This window comes from Halopseudomonas sp. (assembly GCF_038130085.1).
GTDB lineage: Bacteria > Pseudomonadota > Gammaproteobacteria > Pseudomonadales > Pseudomonadaceae > Halopseudomonas.
Window position 1 is genome coordinate 23379 of the sequence record NZ_JAYPMU010000004.1, and the last position, 21650, is coordinate 45028.

General features: G+C 63.9%; 26 protein-coding genes. 15 read left to right on the forward strand and 11 right to left on the reverse strand.

Annotated elements, in window-relative coordinates; genetic code table 11:
- The first annotated feature begins 65 nt into the window (after positions 1-65).
- The gene (locus tag AAFM31_RS04310) at positions 66-854 is read left to right on the forward strand and encodes an SDR family NAD(P)-dependent oxidoreductase (RefSeq protein ID WP_341706680.1); all 789 of its coding nucleotides are present in this window, start codon (positions 66-68) and stop codon (positions 852-854) included.
- A 16-nt stretch (positions 855-870) separates the two neighbouring features.
- On the opposite strand, the gene AAFM31_RS04315 is transcribed toward AAFM31_RS04310, so the two are convergent.
- Entirely contained in the window at positions 871-1848 is a 978-nt protein-coding gene (locus tag AAFM31_RS04315) for an AraC family transcriptional regulator (RefSeq protein ID WP_341706681.1), read from the reverse strand.
- Between the two features lie 149 nt (positions 1849-1997).
- On the opposite strand from AAFM31_RS04315, the gene AAFM31_RS04320 reads away from it, so the two are divergent.
- The 5 genes from AAFM31_RS04320 to AAFM31_RS04340 all read left to right on the forward strand — a co-directional run bounded on the left by AAFM31_RS04320 (position 1998) and on the right by AAFM31_RS04340 (position 6897).
- Positions 1998-3332 (forward strand): NAD(P)-binding domain-containing protein, encoded by a 1335-nt coding sequence (locus AAFM31_RS04320; protein ID WP_341706682.1) that lies wholly within the window; start codon positions 1998-2000, stop codon positions 3330-3332.
- Positions 3329-4276 carry a bile acid:sodium symporter family protein gene (locus tag AAFM31_RS04325; RefSeq protein WP_341706683.1) on the forward strand — a complete coding sequence of 316 codons (948 nt, stop codon included), beginning with the start codon at positions 3329-3331 and terminating at the stop codon, positions 4274-4276. Before AAFM31_RS04320 ends, AAFM31_RS04325 begins: the two co-directional genes overlap by 4 nt.
- A gap of 2 nt (positions 4277-4278) precedes the next feature.
- Positions 4279-5208: an SDR family oxidoreductase gene (locus AAFM31_RS04330; RefSeq protein WP_341706684.1), complete on the forward strand. Its 930-nt coding sequence runs from the start codon at positions 4279-4281 to the stop codon at positions 5206-5208.
- A 49-nt stretch (positions 5209-5257) separates the two neighbouring features.
- The gene (locus AAFM31_RS04335) at positions 5258-6043 is read left to right on the forward strand and encodes an SDR family oxidoreductase (RefSeq protein WP_341706685.1); all 786 of its coding nucleotides are present in this window, start codon (positions 5258-5260) and stop codon (positions 6041-6043) included.
- Positions 6044-6141: 98 nt separating this feature from the next.
- Positions 6142-6897, forward strand: a complete 756-nt coding sequence (locus AAFM31_RS04340; RefSeq protein WP_341706686.1) for a sulfite exporter TauE/SafE family protein — start codon at positions 6142-6144, stop codon at positions 6895-6897.
- A gap of 64 nt (positions 6898-6961) precedes the next feature.
- Here the strand turns inward: AAFM31_RS04340 and AAFM31_RS04345 are convergent, their stop codons facing one another.
- From AAFM31_RS04345 to AAFM31_RS04355, 3 genes are all read right to left on the reverse strand, one after another.
- Positions 6962-7741 carry a DUF4394 domain-containing protein gene (locus tag AAFM31_RS04345; RefSeq protein WP_341706687.1) on the reverse strand — a complete coding sequence of 260 codons (780 nt, stop codon included), beginning with the start codon at positions 7739-7741 and terminating at the stop codon, positions 6962-6964.
- 388 nt (positions 7742-8129) lie between these two features.
- A complete protein-coding gene (locus AAFM31_RS04350) occupies positions 8130-8846 on the reverse strand; it encodes an anti-sigma factor domain-containing protein (protein ID WP_341706688.1) in 717 nt (238 codons plus the stop codon).
- Positions 8843-9391, reverse strand: coding sequence for a sigma-70 family RNA polymerase sigma factor (locus AAFM31_RS04355; protein WP_341706689.1), 549 nt, complete (start codon positions 9389-9391; stop codon positions 8843-8845). Before AAFM31_RS04355 ends, AAFM31_RS04350 begins: the two co-directional genes overlap by 4 nt.
- Positions 9392-9588: 197 nt before the next feature.
- On the opposite strand from AAFM31_RS04355, the gene AAFM31_RS04360 reads away from it, so the two are divergent.
- From AAFM31_RS04360 to AAFM31_RS04375, 4 genes are all read left to right on the forward strand, one after another.
- Positions 9589-9795: a ParD-like family protein gene (locus AAFM31_RS04360; RefSeq protein ID WP_341706690.1), complete on the forward strand. Its 207-nt coding sequence runs from the start codon at positions 9589-9591 to the stop codon at positions 9793-9795.
- Positions 9788-10561, forward strand: a complete 774-nt coding sequence (gene map / locus AAFM31_RS04365; protein ID WP_341706691.1) for a type I methionyl aminopeptidase — start codon at positions 9788-9790, stop codon at positions 10559-10561. Before AAFM31_RS04360 ends, map begins: the two co-directional genes overlap by 8 nt.
- A 151-nt stretch (positions 10562-10712) precedes the next feature.
- Entirely contained in the window at positions 10713-11495 is a 783-nt protein-coding gene (locus AAFM31_RS04370) for an SDR family oxidoreductase (RefSeq protein WP_341706692.1), read from the forward strand.
- A gap of 98 nt (positions 11496-11593) precedes the next feature.
- Positions 11594-12271, forward strand: a complete 678-nt coding sequence (locus tag AAFM31_RS04375; protein WP_341706693.1) for a cytochrome b/b6 domain-containing protein — start codon at positions 11594-11596, stop codon at positions 12269-12271.
- A 57-nt stretch (positions 12272-12328) separates the two neighbouring features.
- On the opposite strand, the gene AAFM31_RS04380 is transcribed toward AAFM31_RS04375, so the two are convergent.
- The 6 genes from AAFM31_RS04380 to AAFM31_RS04405 are packed head-to-tail and all read right to left on the reverse strand — an operon-like array spanning position 12329 to position 15924.
- A complete protein-coding gene (locus tag AAFM31_RS04380; RefSeq protein WP_341706694.1) occupies positions 12329-12793 on the reverse strand; it encodes a cytochrome c in 465 nt (154 codons plus the stop codon).
- Positions 12794-12823: 30 nt separating this feature from the next.
- Positions 12824-13009, reverse strand: a complete 186-nt coding sequence (locus tag AAFM31_RS04385; RefSeq protein WP_341706695.1) for a DUF2892 domain-containing protein — start codon at positions 13007-13009, stop codon at positions 12824-12826.
- Positions 13010-13011: 2 nt separating this feature from the next.
- Entirely contained in the window at positions 13012-14757 is a 1746-nt protein-coding gene (locus AAFM31_RS04390; protein WP_341706696.1) for a sulfate permease, read from the reverse strand.
- Complete coding sequence (locus tag AAFM31_RS04395) at positions 14754-15173, reverse strand: DUF6691 family protein (protein WP_341706697.1); 420 nt, start codon at positions 15171-15173, stop codon at positions 14754-14756. The genes AAFM31_RS04390 and AAFM31_RS04395 overlap by 4 nt, the downstream gene beginning before the upstream one ends.
- A 3-nt stretch (positions 15174-15176) precedes the next feature.
- Entirely contained in the window at positions 15177-15608 is a 432-nt protein-coding gene (locus tag AAFM31_RS04400) for a YeeE/YedE thiosulfate transporter family protein (protein ID WP_341706698.1), read from the reverse strand.
- On the reverse strand, positions 15598-15924 hold the full coding sequence (locus tag AAFM31_RS04405; protein ID WP_341706699.1) for a metalloregulator ArsR/SmtB family transcription factor: 327 nt from the start codon (positions 15922-15924) through the stop codon (positions 15598-15600). The genes AAFM31_RS04400 and AAFM31_RS04405 overlap by 11 nt, the downstream gene beginning before the upstream one ends.
- Before the next feature lie 92 nt (positions 15925-16016).
- Between AAFM31_RS04405 and AAFM31_RS04410 the strand changes: the two genes are divergently transcribed.
- Entirely contained in the window at positions 16017-16466 is a 450-nt protein-coding gene (locus tag AAFM31_RS04410) for an OsmC family protein (RefSeq protein ID WP_341706700.1), read from the forward strand.
- On the opposite strand, the gene gltS is transcribed toward AAFM31_RS04410, so the two are convergent.
- Positions 16456-17667 (reverse strand): sodium/glutamate symporter, encoded by a 1212-nt coding sequence (gene gltS, locus AAFM31_RS04415; RefSeq protein WP_341706701.1) that lies wholly within the window; start codon positions 17665-17667, stop codon positions 16456-16458. The two genes, AAFM31_RS04410 and gltS, sit on opposite strands and share 11 nt — an antisense overlap.
- 379 nt (positions 17668-18046) lie before the next feature.
- On the opposite strand from gltS, the gene AAFM31_RS04420 reads away from it, so the two are divergent.
- The 4 genes from AAFM31_RS04420 to AAFM31_RS04435 are packed head-to-tail and all read left to right on the forward strand — an operon-like array spanning position 18047 to position 21650.
- On the forward strand, positions 18047-18733 hold the full coding sequence (locus tag AAFM31_RS04420) for a thermostable hemolysin (RefSeq protein WP_341706702.1): 687 nt from the start codon (positions 18047-18049) through the stop codon (positions 18731-18733).
- Positions 18720-20180, forward strand: a complete 1461-nt coding sequence (locus tag AAFM31_RS04425; protein WP_341706703.1) for an AMP-binding protein — start codon at positions 18720-18722, stop codon at positions 20178-20180. The genes AAFM31_RS04420 and AAFM31_RS04425 overlap by 14 nt, the downstream gene beginning before the upstream one ends.
- Entirely contained in the window at positions 20177-20860 is a 684-nt protein-coding gene (locus AAFM31_RS04430) for an iron-containing redox enzyme family protein (protein WP_341706704.1), read from the forward strand. Before AAFM31_RS04425 ends, AAFM31_RS04430 begins: the two co-directional genes overlap by 4 nt.
- Complete coding sequence (locus AAFM31_RS04435) at positions 20844-21650, forward strand: SDR family oxidoreductase (RefSeq protein ID WP_341706705.1); 807 nt, start codon at positions 20844-20846, stop codon at positions 21648-21650. Before AAFM31_RS04430 ends, AAFM31_RS04435 begins: the two co-directional genes overlap by 17 nt.

Sequence of the window (21650 nt, forward strand, 5' to 3'; positions counted from 1 at the left end):
GCTCTGCCCACGAGCGAGCGCCGCAACAACAATAAAAAAGGGCAGACAGCCCGCAGGAGATACGCATGGGACTGATCAATAACAAGAAAGCCATCATTACCGGCGGTGCCTCTGGCATCGGCGAACAGGCCGCCCGCCTGTTCATCGAACATGGCGCGCAGGTGGTCATTGCTGACCTCAACGCCGAGCGCGGCGAAGCCCTCGCAGCAGAGTTGGGTGAGCGCGCGTTCTTCTGCCCGGTCGACGTCAGCGATGCCGCACAGATCGAAACCATGGTGGCCGAGGCCACCCGCCTGCTCGGCGGCCTCGATATCCTCATCAACAACGCCGGTATCGGCACCTACGGCCGCACCCATCTGGCCGACCCGGCGGTCTGGCACCGGGTTATCGACGTCAACCTCAATGCGCTGTTCCACACCTGCCGCCACGCCTTGCCGCACCTGATGAAGCAGGGTGGCAGCATCATCAATACCGCGTCGATTTCCGGCACCCGCGCCGATTACGGCTTCCACGCCTATGCCGCGTCCAAGGGGGGTGTGATCAACTACACCCGCAATCTGGCGCTCGACTATGCCACCGACGGCATCCGCGTGAATGCCATCTGCCCGGGCCTGATCGAGACACCGCTGGCCACCCCGCTGTTCGGCCATCCGGGCGTGATGGAGGAGTACCTGAATAACATTCCGATGCAGCGCGCCGGGCAGCCGGAGGAGATTGCCAAGGTCATGCTGTTCCTCGCCTCGGATCTGGCGTCCTACGTCACCGGTCAGGAGATTGGTGTGGATGGCGGGGTCAGCGCCTGGACCGGCCAGCCACGCTTCCCGAACCACTTCGGCGATATCGTCATTCCCTGATGGCGCGGCGCTTGGCTCAACGGCCAGCGCCAGCCTTGTAGCGCGCGGGGGTTTCGCCCTGCCAGCGGCGGAACGCCCGAACAAAGGCGTTCTCATCGGAGAAGCCCAGCTGTTCGGCGATCTGCGCCACGCTCAGGCGGCCCTGCTGCAGTGCCTGGCAGGCCATCTCCTGCAGTACCGATTCGCGCAGGGTCTTGAACGACAGGCCTTCTTCGCCCAGCTTGCGGTTCAGATGACGGCCGCTGAGACCCAGCTGTTCGGCGATCCGCTCCTTGCCCCAACGCGGCTGGCTGCGCACCTGCGCCTGCACCTCGGCGGCCAGACTGTGCTGCCCGAGGCTGGCGAGAGTCTGGTCAGCCAGCTGACGGAGGTGATCGCGCAGCGCGCTGTTGGCCTGAATCTGCGGCAGGTCGAGTTGGTCCGCAGAGAAGGTAATGCGATTGAAGCCGGCTTCGAAGTGCAGCGGGCAATCGATCAGCGCGCGGTAGTCGGCCAGCGGCGCCAGCGGGGCGTGGGCCAGCCAGATGCCGCTGGGGGCAAAGCGGCCACCGGTGGCCCAGCGGGTCAGATTCAGTTGCCCGGCCAGCACCGCTTCAACCCGCTCGGCTTGGCGTACCTTGAGTTGCGGCTGATAGTCGATGGCCATCTCGTCGCCATCGCGCAGCAGCTGAAAGTCGCCACCGGCGCCGATCAGCGGCGCATACTCGACCTGCTCGGTCAGCGCTTCACCCAGGGTCTCGCAGGTCACCAGCAGCATGCCGGCACTGTCCAGATGACCGACCTGAATATCCAGCCCCAAACGCAGCCCGGCCAGCGGATCGGCAGCGAGTTCGCAGTAGCGCTCCCACAGCTCGTCCTGCACCTCCAGCGGGATGCGCTCGTTGCCCTGCAGCCGGGCAATCAGTTCAGCGGGCAGGGCAATACCGAGGCGCTGCGCGGATTGCAGCAACGCTTGGGCATAGAGGGGAGTAACGCTGTGGTCGACGCTCGACATGGCTTGAATTGCCGGATTCCTGTCCCGTTTTGTCCGATACCGCCGCAGGGCGTTTGGCTAGACTCGTGATCATAACCCTGCCGCCGTCTGGATGTAACAGGTGACGGGCAGGGCTCATAACAACGACAAGAACAATATGAGGTATCTCCATGTACGCTGTCATCGGCGCCGGCCCTATGGGTCTGGCCACAGCCCGCAACCTGCAGAAGCTGGACATTCCCTTCATCGGCCTTGAGCTGCACAGCGATGTAGGCGGGCTGTGGGACATCGACAACCCGCACAGCACCATGTACGAGAGTGCGCACCTGATCTCGTCCAAGCGCATGACCGAGTTCGCCGAGTTTCCGATGGAAGATAGCGTCGCGCTGTATCCGCACCACCGCGAGATGAAGCGCTACTTCCAGTCCTACGCCAAGCATTTCGATCTGTACCGCCACTACGAATTCAACACCCGGGTGCTCAGCGTGACCCGCGACGGTACCTTCTGGACCATCGTTACCGAGCGCGACGGCCAGGAGCAGAGCCGCCGCTTCGAAGGTCTGCTGATCGCCAACGGCACCCTGCACACGCCGAACCGGCCGAGCCTGCCGGGCCGCTTCGACGGCCAGATCATGCACTCGGCCGAGTACCGCAGCGCCGAGGTGTTCAAGGATAAGCGGGTGTTGATCGTCGGCTGCGGCAACTCGGGTGCGGACATTGCGGTCGATGCCGTCCACCACGCCAAGTCGGTCGACATGAGCCTGCGCCGTGGCTATTACTTCCTGCCCAAGTTCATCAAGGGCAAACCGACCGACACCCTCGGCGCCGCCCGCAAATTCAAACTGCCGCGCGCGCTGAAGCAAAAAGTGGATGCCGCGCTGGTGCGCTTCATCATGGGCAAGCCCTCGGACTACGGCCTGCCTGATCCGGACTACCGCATGTACGAGTCGCACCCGGTGGTGAACTCGCTGATCCTGCATCACCTGGGGCATGGCGATATCCAAGCGCGCCGCGATATTCAGGGCATGGACGGCAACCGGGTCGACTTTGTCGACGGCGAAAGCGCCGAGTACGACCTGATCCTGCTGGCCACCGGATACCAGCTGGACTACCCGTTTATTGACCGTGAACACCTGAACTGGCCGGCCGCGCTGGATGCGCCGCAGTTGTACCTGAACGTGTTCCACCCTGAGTACAACAACCTGTTCATGATGGGCATGATCGAAGCCGCGGGTCTGGGCTGGGAAGGTCGCAACCTGCAGGCGCGCCTGGCCGCGCTGTATATCCATCAGCACCGCCAGGGCAGCAGCCAGGCCGCCAGCTTTGCCGCCACCAAGCGGCAGAAGGCGACCACCAATCTGGACGGCGGCTACGACTACATCAAGCTCGCGCGCATGGCCTACTACGTCAACAAGGATGCCTATCTGGAAGCGCTGCACCAGCACATCGCCGAGCTGGAAGCCGGCCTTGAGCAGGTCGCACCGCAACCGGTACCGGCGACATGAGCGGCGCGCTGCCGATTCAATTCGACCCGGCCAGCCTGATCACCCTCAACCTGATCATGGCGGCCATGATGTTCGGCGTGTCGCTGAGCCTGACGCTGGATGACTTCAAACGCATCATCAAGGCGCCGGTGGCGCCGGTGGCCGGCCTGATTGCGCAGTTTTTGCTGCTGCCGGCGGCCACCTGCCTGTTCACTTGGTGGCTGAACATCGATCCGGAACTGGCGCTGGGCATGATCCTGGTCGCCTCCTGTCCGGGTGGCAGTTTTTCCAACGTCATGACCTGGCTGGGCCGCGGCAATGTCGCCGTTTCAGTCAGCATGACAGCGGTTTCCAGTCTCGCGGCAACGGTGCTGACGCCACTCAACTTTGCCTTCTACGGCTGGCTCAACCCGCACACCCGCGAATACCTGACCCAGATCAGCCTCGATCCGACCGGCATTCTGGTCATCGTGCTGCTGGTGCTGGCCCTGCCGCTGCTGCTCGGCATGCTCAGCGGCAAACGCTGGCCCATGCTGGTGACGCGCAGTGAAAAACCGCTGCGGGTGATCTCACTGCTGGTGTTCCTCGGCTTTGTCGCGATTGCCTTCACCAACAACTTTGACCTGTTTATCGAGCGCTTCCACAGCTTCTTCTGGCTGGTGGTCGCCCACAACCTGCTGGCGCTGAGCCTGGGTTATGGCATGGCCAGACTGCTGCGCCTGCCGCTGGCCGACCGCCGTGCAGTGACCATGGAAGTGGGCATTCAAAACTCCGGTCTGGGGCTGGTGATTCTCTTCACCTTCTTCCCCGAAGCCGGCGGCATGATGCTGATCACCGCCTTCTGGGGTGTCTGGCACCTAGTATCGGGGCTGACCCTGTCGCAACTGTGGGCCCGTCAAAGCCGTCGCACCGAACAACTAGAACAACAAGACGCCGCACGCCGCGGCGCCCAGCAGAGCCTGTAACCATGAGCAAACGCATTCTGATCACCGGCGCTGCCGGTTATATCGGTCACCAGCTGGGCAACCGCCTGGCCAAGGACTTCTTCGTCATCGGCACCGACATCCGCGGCCGTGACGACCTCGACTTTCCGGTGCAGGTCATGGATATCCGCGACACCACTCTGGTTGACCTGCTCAAGCGTGAGCAGATCACCCACGTGGTGCATCTGGCGTCCATCCTGCAGGCCTCGAAGGACCGCGAGCGCGACTACGACATCGACGTCAACGGCACCCACAACGTGCTCAAGGCCTGCGTTGAGGCCGGCGTGCAGCACCTGACCGTGACCAGTTCCGGCGCCGCCTATGGCTACTACGCCGACAACCCGAGCTGGATCGACGAGCAGGACGCCATCCGTGGCAACCGCGAATTCGCCTACTCCGACCACAAGCGGCAGATCGAGGAGCTGCTGGCGCGCTACCGCCGCGAGCATCCGGCGCTGGCGCAGCTGATCTTCCGCCCGGGCACCGTGCTCGGAACCGAGACCCGCAACCAGATCACCAACCTGTTCGAGTCCAAACGCGTACTGGCGATCAAGGGCAGCGACTCGCCGTTCGTCTTCATCTGGGATCAGGACGTACTGGCCGCGGTGGAAATGGGCATCCGCGAGGACAAGCAGGGTATCTTCAACATGGCCGGCGACGGCGCCCTGAGCATTCAGGAAATCGCCCGTCGGCTGAACAAGCCGCTGCTGACCCTCTCGCCGTGGATTCTGAAAAGCGCGCTGCAGGTCGCCAAATGGCTCGGCCGCCCGACCGGCCCGGAGCAAATCAACTTCCTGCGCTACCGCCCGGTGCTGAGCAACCGGCGGCTGAAGGAAGAGTTCGGCTACCAGCTGAACAAGACCTCGGCCGAGACCTTCGAGTACTTCATCGAACAACGCGGTCTGCGCCGCTGAGCGCCGCTCAAGGCAAGCCAGAACAACAAGAACAACGGAGCTTCACCGCATGAAAGTGATTCTGATCACCGGCGCCGCCTCGGGTCTGGGCTGGGCAATGGCCAAGAGCTGGTTCGACGCTGGCCACAGCCTGGTCATGGCCGATGTTAACGAGGCGCTGCTCAAGCAGCGCGAGCAGGAACTGAACGCCCCCAAGCGAGTGCTCACCGTCACCGCCGACATCACCAGCGCCGACGATATCCAGCGCCTGATCAAGGCCACCACCGAGCATTTCGGCCGCCTCGATCGCCTGGTCAACAACGCCGGCATTACCCACCGCTCACCGGCCCATCAGACTGACCCGGCGGTGTTCCGCAGGGTCATGGCGGTGGACTGGCAGGGTCCGGTCGAGCTGACCATGGCCGCGCTGCCGCTGCTGCGCGCCAGCGAAGGTGAAATTCTCTGCATCGGTTCGATGGCCGGCTGGATGCCGGTGCCGGGCCGGGCCGCCTACTGCGCCGCCAAAGGCGCGCTGACCCAGTTCTTTGAAGTGCTGCGGCTGGAACTGGAGCGCGACAACATCCACGTACTGATGGTGTATCCAAGCTTCCTCGACACCCCGATCGAGCACAACGCTCTGGGCAAGGACGGCAAGCCGGCCAGCCACCCGCGCTCCATGGTCGGCGGCATGCGCACCCCGGAATGGATGGTCGGGCTGATTGACCAGGCACTGGTAAAAGGGCAACGTTGGCTGCTGCCCGAACCGGTCTCGCGCTTTGGCAGCCTGCTCTGGCGTTTTGCCCCCGCGCTGTATCTACGGCAGGTGCGCAAGCGCTTTGCCGGAGAGCTCGGCTGACACTCCACCGGCAGGCTGTAGAATCCACCTCCGCGCCGTCGCTTGACGGTGCGAGCGTTCCCTGGATTCGTTAACAACCCCCCCAACAAGAAAAAACCATGTCCCTCGACACCCTGCTGCTCAATCCCTGGCTCTGGCTGGGGCTGTTTATCCTGCTGGCCTACACCATCGAAGCCATCACCGGCTTCGGCAGTATCGTCATCGCCCTGTCACTCGGCGCGCTGTTGCTGCCGATTCCGGCCATGCTGCCGGTACTGGTGCCGCTCAATATCTGCATGAGCGGCTATCTGGCCTGGCGCAACCGCCAGCACATCCACTGGCCGACCCTGCTCAGGCTGATCCTGCCGCTGATGCTGATCGGCATGCTGCTGGGCTACGGCCTGCGGCCGTGGCTGAGCGGTGAGCTGCTCAAGGCGCTATTCGGTGTGCTGGTGCTGTGGTTTGCCGGGCGCGAACTGCTGCGCATGTTCCGCGGCCATATCAGCCCGCCACACCCCAGCTGGCTGAGTCGCAGCCTGACCCTCGGCGCCGGCCTGACCCAAGGCCTGTTCGCCTCCGGCGGCCCGCTGCTGGTCTACGCACTGGCCGGCACCCGGCTGGACAAGAGCCAGCTGCGCGCCACCCTGATCAGCGTCTGGTTCACCCTCAACAGCAGCATGACCGTACTGTTCCTGCTCGACGGCAGCCTGCTGCCCAACCTGCCACGCATCGCCAGCTACCTGCCGCTGCTGGTGATCGGCGTAGTGCTCGGCGAGATCCTCCACCACCGCCTGAACGAGCAGCGCTTCCGGCAGGTGGTGTACAGCCTGCTGGTAGTGACCGGGGTGTTGTTGCTGACTAAAGCGGTGTTCTGACGGCTGGCGCAAGCACAAACAAAAACCCCGCGCCAGCGCGCGGGGCTGTTCCGTCCAGCCGAGCTTACATGCTGCCGAGCACGGCGATGTCGACAATCCCGTCTGCCAGACCGGCGACCTCGCCCAGCGTGGTCGGTGTGCCGGTAGCCAGATCTACGGTGTGCAGGGTCTTGCCGGTCAGCACGTAGGCGGTATTGTTGCCGCTGCCATCACTGACGATATCCATAGCGGCTCCATTGAGGCCCTTGGCAAGTTCGCCGACGGCCTGCTGGACACCGTCGTTCGGCGGGTTCTGCAGCATCAGCATGCCGGTAGCCAGATCTACGGTGAACAGCTCGGTGGTTTCGGTGCCGGGGTAGGAATTGGTGTAGGCACCGGCGACGACCTGAGCGGTCTGCCCGGCGTAGGCACCGTCGGCGGCGTAGGCAACGCTGCCGTCGACCGCAACGTCGCCGTTATCAACATTGACGCGGAAGTTGGTGCCATCGGCGGCGAGCAGGCGCAGGCGGTCAGCCTTGGGATTGAAGTCGACGACCGCGGCGGCGTCACCCGGCAACGCGGACTTGAGTGTGGTAGCGGTAGTGGCCGCACCGTTGGCGGTGTTGATGGTGTAGATGCCGTCGCCGCCACTGAGAGCGTAGAGCATGCCGTTGGCCGGGCGCACGTCGATACCGCGCAGGTCACTGGCGCCGCTGACCATCATGCTGCCGGTGACACTCAGGCTGTCGACATCGACCTTGTGCAACATGCCGTCCTGACCCAGGGCGATCAGTTGTGCCGCGCTGGCGCCGCTGGCGGCCAGCACAAGGGAGCTGCTCAGAATCAGGGTATTGATTGTTTTCATCGGTGAATCCTCGCTTGCGTGGAATGACGGAAAACCCGTCTGGCAGGTGCTTTTGCAAGACACCTAGGGAAGCACTGATTAATTCCACACGCTCTCTGCGAGTGCTCAAGCGTGCAGATGCAAGGCGCGATGTGCAGCCAATAGTGGTTCTATTGGCAAACAGCGCAACGCAGCAAATGCATGCTTGAGCACTCGCCCTACGGGGCGTGCAGGCTGGGCCGCACTCTGCGTTGTGATTTCTCGACAGGTCCCGACATGCCTTCGAAACCACGTCTTGATTGCAGCCCAGCCTGAACGCCAGAGGGCATGTGGAATTAATCAGTGCTTCCCTAGATCTATACCCGCCACCACGCGCGCTGGATGTCAGCGCGCAAAACTTTTTTCTCCCTCAATTGCTGGCAGTCAGCACCGCCCGCCCGATATACAGCACCGGACCGGTCGGCCGGTTGAGCGGTGCGCCGCCCTTGGGCTCCAGCGTCAGCTCGAACAGCTGGCCGGCCTGCACCGCGCCAATCTGCTCGGCGCTGAGGGTGACGCCCTTGCCCGGTTCGATCAAACCGAGCGAGCGCGGGCCGTCCTTGGGATCGATCAGGGTCCAGAACTGCACGCTGTTATCCGGTGGAATCTGATCGGCCACCAGCGATTCGAGGTGCAGGGTGCCGCTGGCGTCCACGGTGATCACCCATCCCGGCCGCGCACTTTCGCCCGGCACCTGCAGCACCGCGGTGTAACTGGGGCCGGAGGCGCTGTCGCGCAGCACACCCGGCAGCCAGCTGAGCAGCACCAGCAGGGCGAGGCCTGCGCTGGTCAGGCGCCAGAGGCTGAGGCTGTTCCACCAACGGGCCAGGCTGCTATCCGCCTGATCGACTGACGACTGCCAGCCCAGGCTTTGCTGCAGGCGTTGCCAGAGTGCCGGTGAGGGCGCTTGCGCGGGCAGGGCATCAGCCAGATCAAGCAGATGACGCTCCCATTCCAGCGCCATACTGGCGGCATCACGGTCCTGTTCGATCAGTTCGCGGACCTCTGTGGCCTCGGGCTCCTCCAGCAAGCCCAGGACGTATTCGCCGATCAGAGCACGGCGCTGCTCGGGCGCTTGCGGAATCATGGCTGCAGACACTCCTGTAGTGCGCGCAATCCGGCGCGGATTCGGCCCTTGATGGTGCCCAGCGGCGCGCTCAGACGCGCAGCAATCTGGTCATGGGTCAGGCCCCGGTAGAACGCCAGCAAAATCGGATGGCGACGCGGGCGCTCCAGCAGCCGCAGGCAGTCCCGCAGCTGGCGCGCAGAAGAGCGCGCATCGGCCAGTTCTTCGGCCTGAGCTGTCTCGTCCGCCATGTCGTTGATAAAGCCGTCATTGGATGCCACCAGCTGCTTGCGGCCGCGCAGCTGATTAAGCGCGCGGTAACGCAGGATGCTGTAGATCCAGGCCCGGCCGGAGCCCAGGCTGCGATCAAAGCGGTCGGCATTGACCCAGACCTTGAGCAGCGCATCGTGCAGGCAATCTTCCGCCTGATCGCGCCGCCCCAGCAGGGTGATCGCCAAGCCCAGCAACTGACCTGCTTCCTGCTGATACAAGCGCTTGAACGCCGCCCGGTCACCGCTGGCACACGCCTCCAGCGTGCTCTCGTAATCAAATTCGCTGTCCACCATGCGTCACCCACACCCGCTGCCATTGCGTCCCTGAAGGCTATACCCCCCAGCGCAACCTGCAGATGTCGCAGCCGGGGAATAATGCCTATTTGGTGAGCAATTGTTTCAGCGCCGCGGCTACGGTCGTCGGCTGCGCATTGCAGACCATATACGTTCCATATACGCTTCGCTCTCTCTTCATATAGCCAGGTTCAGGTATGGGTATCGTCAAGATCAACGATGAGCTGCACGAGGAAGTACGTAAGGCCAGCTCGGTAATGGTGCGCTCGATCAACGCACAGGCGGAGTTCTGGATGAAGGTCGGCATGCTGGCCGAAGCCAACCCGAATTTGTCGTTCAACGACATCATGCGTGAGCAGATGAAACACGCCGCAGTCGAGACAAGGACACTTGCCGGTGTCTGAGATCAAGCTGAAAAACCCGCAGGAGCTGGCGCTGATGCGCGAGTCGGGCAGGCTGCTGGCGGCGGTATTCACCTATCTGGACGGCCAGATCAAGACCGGCATGTCGACCATGGCGATCAACGACCTGACCGAGCGCTACATAGTCGATCAACTCGCCGCGCGCCCCGCCAGCAAGGGCCAGTACGGCTTCAAGTACGTGCTCAACAGCTCGGTCAACCACGTGGTCTGCCACGGCGTGCCGTCAGACAAGCAGGTGCTGGCCGACGGCGACATCGTCAATATCGACATCACGCTGGAGAAGAACGGCTTTATCGCCGACTCCAGCAAGATGTACCTGATTGGCGAAGTCTCGGCCGCGGCAAAGCGACTGGTCGACAAGACCTACGAAGCGATGTGGGCAGGTATCAAGGTGGTCAAACCGGGCGCCACGCTGGGCGATGTCGGCAACGCCATCCAGCGCCATGCCGAAGGCCACGGCTACTCGGTGGTGCGTGAATACTGCGGTCACGGCATCGGCCGCGAGATGCACGAAGCGCCCGAGGTGCTGCATTTCGGCAGGCAGGGCAAGGGCCTGGTGCTGCGCGAAGGCATGACCTTCACCATCGAGCCGATGATCAATCAGGGCACGGCGCGGACCAAAGGCCTGAAAGACGGCTGGACCGTAGTGACCTGCGATCAGAAGCTGTCCGCCCAGTGGGAGCACACCATCGCGGTAACTTCCGACGGCTACGAGGTGCTGACCCTGCGCGACGAAGAGCGCATCTGAGCCACCCCGCAAACCGCGTCAGCGCACCGCCCTGCAACGTTTCATCACCCCTCTGATTGCCGCTCAATCAGCCGCACTGCCGGTTGGCTCCCAAGGCCAGGCGGCGGTGCTACCGTCCGCTGATCCACAACACCAACAAGAGGATGGGCGTATGACACTGGCAGCAGGGCGGCAGTCGATTTTCATCACCGGCGCGGCATCGGGCATGGGCCGCGAAACAGCGCGGCTGTTTCGCGAAAAGGGCTGGTTTATCGGCGCCTTTGACCTGAATCTGGACGGCCTGCAGGCTCTGCAGGCCGAACTCGGCGCCGACAACTGCGTGATCCAGACCCTGGATGTCAGCGACAAGGGCCAGTTTGATGCCGCCGTCGCCACCTTTGGCGAAGCCACCGGCGGGCGCATGGACATTCTGTTCAACAATGCCGGTATCGTCATGCGCGGCTTCTTCGACGAGCTGCCCTTTGAAGATCAGCTGAAGATCATCAATGTCAACGTCATCGGTGTACTCAACGGCACCCACAGCGCGCTGCCGCTGCTGAAGGCAACACCGAATGCGCTGTGCTTCAACACCTCGTCATCCTCCGCCACCATGGGCATGCCGCTGATCGCGGTGTACTCCGCCAGCAAGCACGCGGTAAAGGGCCTGACCGAGGCCCTGTCGAATGAGTTTCGCCGCTACGACATCCGCTGCGCCGATGCGCTGCCGGGACTGATCAAGACCGGGATGCCCAGCGAGGAGATGATGGCAGCGGCGCCGGACAAGGGGCCGTTCCGCCTGATCGAAGCCATTGAAGTCGCCAAGGCGGTGTGGAACAGCTACCACTCGGACCAGTTGCACTGGTACATCCCCGAGGAGCTGGCCGAGCTGGACAAGGCGGCTGGCAACAACCCGGAGCTGCTGCGCGACAAGCTGGGTCGCCACATGCAGCCCTGAGCGACATATCAGCGCACCCCGCAGTCCAGACGCTTGCGAGCGCTGGCTGCGCAGGGGTAGCCTTGCAGCCTTTGTTGACCAACCACGAGTCTGCCCTGATGAAAACCCTGGTCTGGGATCTTCCCCTGCGTCTGTTTCACTGGCTGCTGGCACTGACCGTCACTGGCGCGCTGGTGACCATCAGTCTTGGCGGCAACTGGATTGAATGGCACGAGCGCTTCGGCATCGCCGTGGTCGGCCTGCTGGCCTTCCGTCTAGTGTGGGGCCTGTGCGGCTCGACTCACTCACGCTTTGCCAGCTTCTTCCCGACCCCTGCGCGCATCAAGGCGTATCTCGGCGGTCGCTGGCAGGCGCTGGGCCACAACCCGGTTGGCGCGCTGTCGGTATTCGCGCTGCTCGGTTTGATGGCGTTTCAGGCGGTCACCGGGCTGTTCAGCAACGACGATGTGGCCTTCTACGGCCCGCTCAGCCGGCTGGTCTCGAGCGACACCGGCAGCCTGCTCAGCGGCTGGCACCGCTCTACCGAAGAGCTGATCTACGCCCTGCTGGCGCTGCACATTCTGGCTATCGTGCTGTACCGCCTGCGCGGCAAGAACCTGCTCGGCCCGATGATTCATGGCAAGGCCGAGGTTCCGGCCAATCAGGTGGAAGAGGTCAAGGGCGGCGGCTGGCTGGTGCTGGTTATCGCGCTGATTATCGCTGCGGCCGCCATCTGGTTTGCCACCGGTGCCTGGATTCCCGCACCGCCACCGGCACCCGCGGTGCCAGCCTGGTAAGGCCCACAAACCAAAACCCCGCCTGAAGGCGGGGTTTTGGTTTTTACACAGCTCGCATCAATCCAGCCGGTACTTGTCGTGGCAGGCCTTGCAGGTCTTGCCAACCTCGGCAAAGGCCATGCGAATCTCCGACTGATCGCCGGCTGCCGCCTTCTCGGCCAGGGTGTTGGCCGCGGTACCCATGTTGCCGGCCAGCTGAGCGACATCCTGCATGTTTTCGAACAGCGCCGGATCAACCCGGGTGCGAACGTTGCCGATGTCCTTCTCGGTACCCGGCCCGAACAGCGCACCGATGCCGGAGTTGGCAATCGCAGCGATGGTGTTGGCGGCCGCCTCGACCTGCTGCTGGTTGTACTCGACGCTGCCATCAATGACCTGCGCCTTGATCTTGCCCATATTCCAGGCCATGTAGGTGAAACCGGCCTGACGGGTGTCGATCTGTTTTTCCGGATCCATCGCCGCCGCGGAAAGGCTGGTGGCGAGCAGGGCTGTGCCCAGCAGGGTAGTCATCACGGATTTCATACAAACTCCTTTTTTGGACGTTCTGACGGTTCACTTCCGGCAGGTATTGATCCCCAGCAGCGGGTACAGCGGGCAGAAGCGGAACGCCCCGGTCGCCAGCGGCACCACACCGATCCAGCCCCACAGACCGATGGTGCCGGTCAGGGTCAGGGCGATCAGCAGCACACCCACAAGGATGCGAAGAACCCGATCAATAGTACCTACATTGGCTTGCATGGCTACTCTCCTGAGTGCTCTGGGACGCGGCCGGATGCCTTGCCCAGTGTGTTGAAAGCGATATCGGTGCTGGGGAACACCTGGGCAATCTGCTGCCTGATCCAGTCGGTGTGCTGCAGCTGATCCATCACCGGCCCCTTGACCTCCGCGAGGTGCAGGCGGATATCACGCTCGCGCAGGCCCTCGGTCAGCTCGCTGAGCATGTCCAGCCCGGTGCTGTCGATGTGATTGACCGCCGACAGAATCAGTAACACTTCTCTGGTATCCGGGTAGTCGGCCAGCGCCTGCGAGATGGCCTGCTCGACAGCCTTGGTGTTGGCAAAAAAGATGTTCTCGTCGATCCGCAGCGCCAGCAGGTGCGGTTCGATCTCGACCAGATGACGTTTGGTATTGCGGAAGTAATGGGTATCCGGCACCCGACCGACCACCGCCACATGCGGGCGGCTACCGCGCCAGAGCTGCGCGATAATGGCAAAGCAGACGCCAAGCACGATGCCTGCCTCGATGCCCAGCGCCAGCACGCCAACCGCGGTGCTGAGCAGAGTCAGACCTTCAGCGCGGTCGTAGCGCCAGGCGCGGCGCAGGCTGGCCAGATCGATCAGCGGCACCACCGCGACCAGAATCACCACCGCCAGCACCACCTGCGGCAGCCAGGCAAACAGCGGCGCGATGCTGATCAAAATGAGCCCAACCAGCAGTGCGGAGAACACCCCGGCCAGCGGCGTGTTGGCGCCTGCCTCGATGTTGACGCTGGAACGCGAAAAGCCGCCGCACACCGCAAAACCACCGCTCAGGCCAGCACCAATGTTGGCCGCGCCCAAGCCGAGCAGCTCACGGTCAGGGTCGATGCTCTGGCGCTTGCGCCGCGCCAATGACTGAGCAATGGAGACACTTTCGACGAAGCTGACCAGGCTGATCAGCGCCGCCGGCAGCAGCAGCGAGCGCAGGGCCGAGAGGTCCGGCGTCTGCCACACCAGCGCCGGCAGACCCGCGGGAATCTCACCGACCACCGGCACGCCGAAGCGCGGCAGGTCGGCCAGCAGGGTGACCAGCACGCCCAACACCACCACCAGAATCGGTGCCAGCTTGGCCAGCAGGCTGGCCAGCGTCGCAGGCAGGCCCAACGCCCGCAGGTGGCCAGCCAATTTGCTGCGGGCGTAGAGCAGCCAGCCCAGCGCAATCAGCCCCATCGCCAGCACCAGCGAGTTGCTGGTGCTCCAACTGCTCAGCAGTGTCAACGGCTCATCCGGCCAGCCACGCACACCGAGCATCTTCGGCAGCTGGCTGAGCACGATCAGAATCGCCGCACCGCTGATAAACCCGCTGATCACCGGGTGACTGAGAAAGTTGGCCAGAAAACCGAGACGCAGCAGACCAAACGCCAGCAGCATCACGCCCGACATCAGCGCCAGCCAGATCGCCAGCTGCAGGTAATCGGCGGACCCGGTGGCCGCCAGCGGCGCGAGCAGGGTGGCGGTCATCAGGCCGGTGACGGCCACCGGCCCGACCGACAGCGTCATGCTGCTGCCCAGCAAGGCATAACCGATCAGCGGCAAGATACTGGCGTACAAACCGATCTGCACCGGCAACCCGGCGAGCATGGCGTAGGCCATGCTCTGCGGAATGATCATGATGCCGACCACCAACCCGGCGGTCAGATCCCCCGCCAGCCAGGCGCGCCGGTAATGGCGCAGCCAGCCGAACAGCGCATTGCTGCCCGGCGGTTGCAGGCGCAGATCCTGACTCACGCCTGCACCCGGCGGTCATACACGGCAAACAGCCACATGCCGAGCAGCATCGCGGCCACCAGCAGCAGGGCCTGCGGAATCAGGGCCGACGCCGCCACCAGCGCCGGGCCCGGGCAAAAACCCGCCACGCCCCAGCCCGCGCCGAACAGCATGCTGCCGAGCACCAGCCGACGGTCGATGGTGCGGCTGGTCGGCAACTGCGCCTGCTCCCCGCGCAGGGTCTTACCGCGGCGCTGAATCCACTGCATGGGGACAAACGCGACCGCAATCGCGCCGGCCATCACCAGTGCCAGCGACGGGTCCCAGGCGCCCGCCAGATCCAGAAAGCCGAGCACCTTGGCCGGATTGGCCATACCCGAAATCAGCAGCCCGAAGCCAAACAGCAGGCCACTCGCCAACGCAATCAATCCACGCATGGTTCAGACTCCCAACAGATGACGCAGAACGAACACGGTGACAAAACCCGCGCCCATGAAACTCAGGGTGGCGACCAGCGAGCGCGGTGACAGCCGCGACAGCCCGCAGACACCGTGACCGCTGGTGCAACCGGAGCCCAGCCGTGAACCAAAACCCACCAGCAGGCCGCCGACGATCAGTGCAACCGGGCCAGCCTCGACCTGGACACTGATCTCACCCGCCACGGCCAGGTAAATCCACGGCGCCAGCAGCAGGCCGAGCACGAACAACAGCGCCTCGCTGTTGCCTTTCTGCGGCGTCAGCAAGCGCCCGACCAGCCCGCTGATACCGGCAATACGGCCGTTAAACAGCATCAGTAACGCTGCGGCGGCGCCAATCAGTGCACCGCCCAGCAGCGCCGACCACGGCGTGAAAGCAGCCCAATCAATGGTCATCAGGGGTCTCCTCGGCACAGAACAGGCCGTAAAGGGTATGAAGAATGGCTAATGCCTCGCGGCTTGCCACACTGTAGTAGACCTGCTTGCCCTCGCGACGGGTGGCGACCAGGCCTTCGCGGCGCAGCACCGCCAGCTGCTGGGACAGGGTTGGCTGAACGATGCCCAGCAGCTCTTCCAGCTCACCGACGTTGCGCTCGCCATCCACCAGCTGACAAAGCAGCAACAAGCGGTCACGATTGGCCAGCGCCTTGAGCAGTTGGTGGGCCTGATCGGCAGAGGCGCGCAGGCGCTGGATATCAGTTTGGTTGTTCATTACAGGTAACGATCTCTTGAAACACTCTATTGACTAACAATATATAAAAAAATAGATTGTTTGCAAGCAGGCCAACGGAAATGGAGCCAGAGATGAGTGAAGACCGCGTAGAAGTGACCCTCGAACAACAGCAGGGCTACCGCTTTGAAGCCCGCTTCAACAACGGCACACCGCCGCTGATTACCGACGAGCCGGCACCGCTGGGCAATAACGAAGGCCCCAGCCCTGCACAGCTGCTGGTCACGGCGCTGGCCAACTGTCTGAGCGACAGTCTGATCTTCGCCCTCGGCAAGTTCCGCCAGCCAAACGACGGCATCCGCACCGAAGCGGTCGGCCTGATCGGCCGCAACGAGCAGAACCGCATGCGCGTGGTTGGCGTGGAAGTCACCCTGCATCTGGGCCATCCCGCCAGCGCGTTCGAGCGGCTGGAACGTATCCTCGATCAGTTCGAGCAGTTCTGTACCGTGTCACAAAGCGTTGCCGCGGCCCTGCCGATTCAGCTCACCGTGCTCGACAGCGACGGCGTCAAACTCAAGGGTTGAACAGCTCAAAGCCGAGCAGCGTCTGCACCAGCGTGGCGTTGGCGATATCGATGAAGAAGGCGCCGAGCAGCGGGATCACCAGATAGGCCTTGGGGCTCGGCCCGTAGCGGCTGGTCAGCGCGTCCATGTTGGCGATGCCGACCGGCGTGGCGCCCAGCCCCATGCCGATAAAGCCCGCGCTGATGCAGGCCGCATCGTAGTTGCGGCCAAGCAACGGGAAGACCAGAAACACGGTGAACAGCACCGCCACCACGCCTTGCATCAGCAGCATGATGCCGATCACCCCGAAGGCACTCTGCAGCGACAGCAGCGGCAGGCTGATCAGACTCATGCCGAGAAACAGTTGCAGGCTGAGATCGCCGACCAGCTGGATCGGTCGCGCATCCACCTCCACCCCGGCGATATCCAGCCCGTTAGCCAGCAGGATGCCGAGGAACATCGAGGTCAGAAACGCCGGCAGCCGCAGGCCGAAGCCCGAGAGCCAATCGTAGACGCTGGCACCCAGAGCAAAACACAAGGCAATCAGCAGCACGGCGGTGAGCAGGTGATCGAGGTCGATCAGGTAGGTGGTCTTGCCGCGCGCTTCGAGGTGCGGCAACTCACTCTCGACCTCGGTGCTGACCAGTTGGTGACGGCGAATCAGCCAGGCCGACACCGGCCCGCCCAGCAGGCCACCGCTGATCAGCCCAGCGGTCGCCATCGCCAGCCCCAGGGTACTGGCGTTGGCCAGTTCGAAATGCTCCTCGAACAACTGTCCCCAGGTCAGCGCCGTGCCATGGCCTCCGGCCAGCGAGATGCTGCCGCCAATCAAGCCGTACAGCGGGCTTTCGCCCAGCCCCAGCGCCAGCAGTGTGCCCACCAGGTTCTGACAGAGCAGAAACACTACCGCCAGCCCGAGCATGATCGCCAATGCCCGGCCGCCCTCCAGCAATTGCCGCACCCGCGACGACAGCCCGATGGTGCTGAAAAAGGCGATCAGCAACAGATCGCGCAGCTGCAGATCGAACTGAATCTCGCGATCACTGAGCAGCTGCAGCACCGCCACCAGCGCACTGATCGGCAGCCCACCGCTGACCGCTGCCGGAATGTTGTAGCGGCTGAGCAGGCTGACCCGCTGGTTGATCCAGTACCCCAGCCACAGGGCAATCACCGTCAGCGCGAGGGTCGTTGGCGTGTTGATCAGCAGAGCAGTCTGTTCCATGACAGGTCTCGGGTTGGTGGCGTGGGGCAGCAGGGGATAAGCATATACGCAGGGGCGGGGAGGCGAGCAAACGCCATTTCCTTTCAGCTGGCTATTGGTGCGGCCTCTACCCTAGCATTTCGCCTTTCCCGGCGAGCCAAGGGGGGCGAAAAGCGAACGATATAAATCGCAAAATGCAGAGCGAAAGCCACCGGGAAAGTCGAGCTCCCGCTCGACCCGCAAACCACCGTGCAACACCTTGGCCGAGTTGGAACTCGGCCCTCCCGTAACACGCAAACCGCTCAGCCGTTCCACCAACTAAAACGCGCAGCAAAATATTCGCTTAAGCCGATCTTAAGATTCACCCGCCATTCTCCTCCCCAACATGAGGAGGAAGGCCATGTCACTAACCCCCGCTCCACAGGCTCGGCAGCTCGCCCGCCTTGGCGATGACGCCGCCCTGCTGCACGCCCCCCAGCAGACCGACAGCCCGTTACGGGCACGGCTGGAGGGGTTTGTTCACGATTGTTTCGCAGATACCTACGGCGCCAACGTCCGCCAGTTCATGCCGGAGCTGCTTGGCCTTTGCCAGCAGGGCGAGTTGCTGGCCGGCGTTGGCATGCGCGGCGGCGCCAGTGGCCCGCTGTTTCTTGAGCACTATCTGGATCAGCCGGTATGCGAGGCCATTCGTCAGCACACCGACCTGCCGGTGCACCGCGAACAGGTGGTCGAGGTCGGCAACCTCGCGGCACTGGCACCGGGCGCCGGACGCCTGCTGATCATCGCCCTGACCCACTATCTGGCCACCAGTGGTTACACCTGGGTGGTGTTCACCGGTACGCCGATGCTGCTCAACAGCTTCCAGCGCCTGACCCTGAGCCCGATTGATCTGGGTCCGGCCGACCCGCGGCGCCTCGGTGAGGCGCGTCTTGAGTGGGGCAGCTACTACGCCACCCAGCCGCGGGTGATGGCCGGCTACATCCCGGAAGGCTTCAACCAGCTCCAGCGCCGTGGCCTGTTCGAGCGCATGCGTTACCAACCCGATTACCTGCAAACTGGCCCGGAGATCGCCAATGATTGCGCCTGAAGTACTCTGGCACAGCCTTGAACGCTTCGCCGTCCAGCGCCCGAGCAAGCTCGCGCTGAGTGACGAGCAGGGCAGCATCAGCTACGGCGAACTGCCCGCCGAGATCAACCGCCGCGCCGAGCGCCTGCGGGCGATGGGCAGCCGCTGCGTCGCGCTGGCGCTGCCCAACGGCCGCGAGTGGCTGCTGTGGGATCTGGCGATTCTGAAAGCGGGCCTGACCTGTGTGCCGATTGCGCCCTTTTTCACCCGCCAGCAACGCGAGCACCTGCTGCGCAGTGCCGGCGTCGACACCGTGCTGGGCATGACCGACGATGCAGCCGAGCTGCTGGCCCAAGGGTTTGCCTGCACTTCACTGGGCTGGCAACGCGCACCGATCGGCGTCGGCATTCCCGACGGCACCGCCAAGATCACCTTTACCTCCGGCACCACCGGCACGCCCAAGGGCGTCTGCCTGTCCGCCGAAGCCATGCTGCAAGTGGCCGACAGCCTGCGTCAGGCCTGCGCTTCGGTCGATCCGCAGCAGCACCTGATTCTGCTGCCGCTAGCCGTGCTGCTCGACAACCTCGGTGCGTGGACCGCGCTGCTCAACGGCGCCAGCATCAGCGTGCCGACCGATACCGGCCTGCAGGGCGCACAGCTCAACCCGGCGCGCCTGCTGAGCGTGCTGAACCAGAGCCAGCCGCACAGCCTGATCCTGGTGCCACAGCTGCTGCAGGGCCTGCTGCAGGCCGCCGATGCCGGCGCGCCGCTGCCGCGCAGCCTGCGCTTTATCGCCGTCGGCGGTGGCCGGGTCGCGCCGTCACTGCTGGAGCGCGCCGCCAAGCACGGCCTGCCGGTGTTCGAAGGCTACGGCCTGTCCGAGTGCGCCTCGGTGGTCTGCCTCAATCGCCCTGGCCACAACCGCCCGGGCAGCGTTGGCCAGCCACTGCCGCATGTGCAGATCCGGGTTGCCGATGACGGCGAGATCATGGTCCGCGGCGCCCGCGCGCTGGGCTATCTCGGCGAGCCGCCGCTGACCTTCGACGAATGGCCGACCGGCGATATCGGCAAGCTGGAGGATGGCTATCTGAGCATCCTCGGCCGCAAGAGAAACCAGTTCATCACCGCCTTTGGGCGCAACGTCAATCCGGAGTGGGTCGAGGCCGAGATCGCCGCCCACCCGGCGATTGCCCAGGTGCTGGTGTACGGCGAAGCGCTGCCGGTCAACGTCGCGCTGATCGTGCCGCGCAGCAGCGCCTTCCGGGTTACCGACATCGAGGAAGCGACTGCCCAGGCCAATAGCCGACTACCCGACTACGCCCGCATCGGCCCCTGGCTGACCGCCAGCGAACCCTTCACTGCCAGCAATGGCCAGCTGACCAGCAACGGTCGCCTGCGCCGCGAACAGATCATCGAACACTACCGTGCAGCCCTGCTGGGCCTGCTGACCGAGGACATTGCCCTATGACTTTCTTCGAGCAACTGCAAACCGAAACCGTAAACGAACGCGAGTACCTGTTCAGCTCGCCGCTGATTCAGGCGGCCCTGCGCGGCCAGGTACAGCGCCACAGCTACATCGCCTTCCTGACCCAGGCCTTCCATCACGTGCGCCACACCGTGCCGCTGCTGATGGCCTGCGGCTCACGGCTGGACAGCGACCATGAGTGGGTACGCGAGGCCATGGCCGAGTACATCGAGGAGGAGATCGGCCATCAGGAATGGATTCTCAACGACATCCGCGCCTGCGGTGGCGATGCCGACGCCGCCCGCGACAGCGTGCCCGCCCTGGCCACCGAGCTGATGGTAAGCACCATGTACGACCGCATCAATCGGCTGAATCCCATGTCGATGCTGGGCATGGTGTTCGTGCTTGAAGGCACCAGCATTGCGCTCGCGACCCAGGCGGCCGGCAGCCTGAAAGAAGGCCTCGGCCTGCCGCCACAGGCGTTCAGCTACCTGACCTCGCACGGTTCGCTGGATCTGGAACACATGAAGTTCTTCGAGCAACTGGTCAACCGCATCGACAACGACACCGACCGCAGCGCGGTGCTGCACACCGCCAAGGTGATCTACCGGCTGTATGCCGAAATGTTCCGCAGCCTGCCCGGTTCGGTCAAGGAGGAGGTACGTCATGCAGCTGTCGGCTAGCCATGTCCTGCTGACCGGCGCCACCGGCGGTATGGGCCGCGCCATCGTTGCCGCACTGTGCGCTCGTGGGGCGCGAGTGCTGGTGGTGGGTCGCCAGGATCAGGCGCTGCAGGCGCTGGTTGAGCGTTTCCCGGGGCAGGTCAGCTGCCTGCAGGCCGACCTGCGCCAAGCGGCGGACCGCTCCAGCGTGCTGCGACAAGCCCAGCAGCTGGGTGACATCAACCTGCTGATCAACGCCGCCGGCATCAACCATTTTGGTCTGTTCGAGAACATGGCAGAGCAGACCATCAGCGATCTGATCGACACCAACCTGAGCGCCACCCTGCAGCTCAGCCATCTGCTGCTGCCGCTGCTGCGCAGCCAGCCGCAGAGCTGCGTGGTCAATATCGGCTCAACCTTCGGCTCCATCGGCTACCCCGGCTTCAGCGTCTACTGCGCCACCAAGTTTGCCCTGCGCGGTTTTTCCGAAGCGCTGCGCCGCGAGCTGGCCGACACCAACGTCGGTGTGCTCTACATGGCGCCACGGGCCACCCGCACCGAGATGAATAACGCCGCGGTGGAGGCCATGAACGCCGAGCTGCAGGTCAGCATGGACAGCCCCGAACTGGTCGCCGAGCGGCTGGTGCAGGCGCTGGACGCGGATCTGCGCGAGGTCCATCTGGGCTTCCCCGAGCGGCTGTTCGTGCGCCTCAACGGCCTGCTGCCGCGGCTGGTCGACAAGGCCCTGCGCCGCCAGCTGCCGACCATTCAGCATTACGCCACCCCCTCTGCCCACACCAAGGAGCACTGA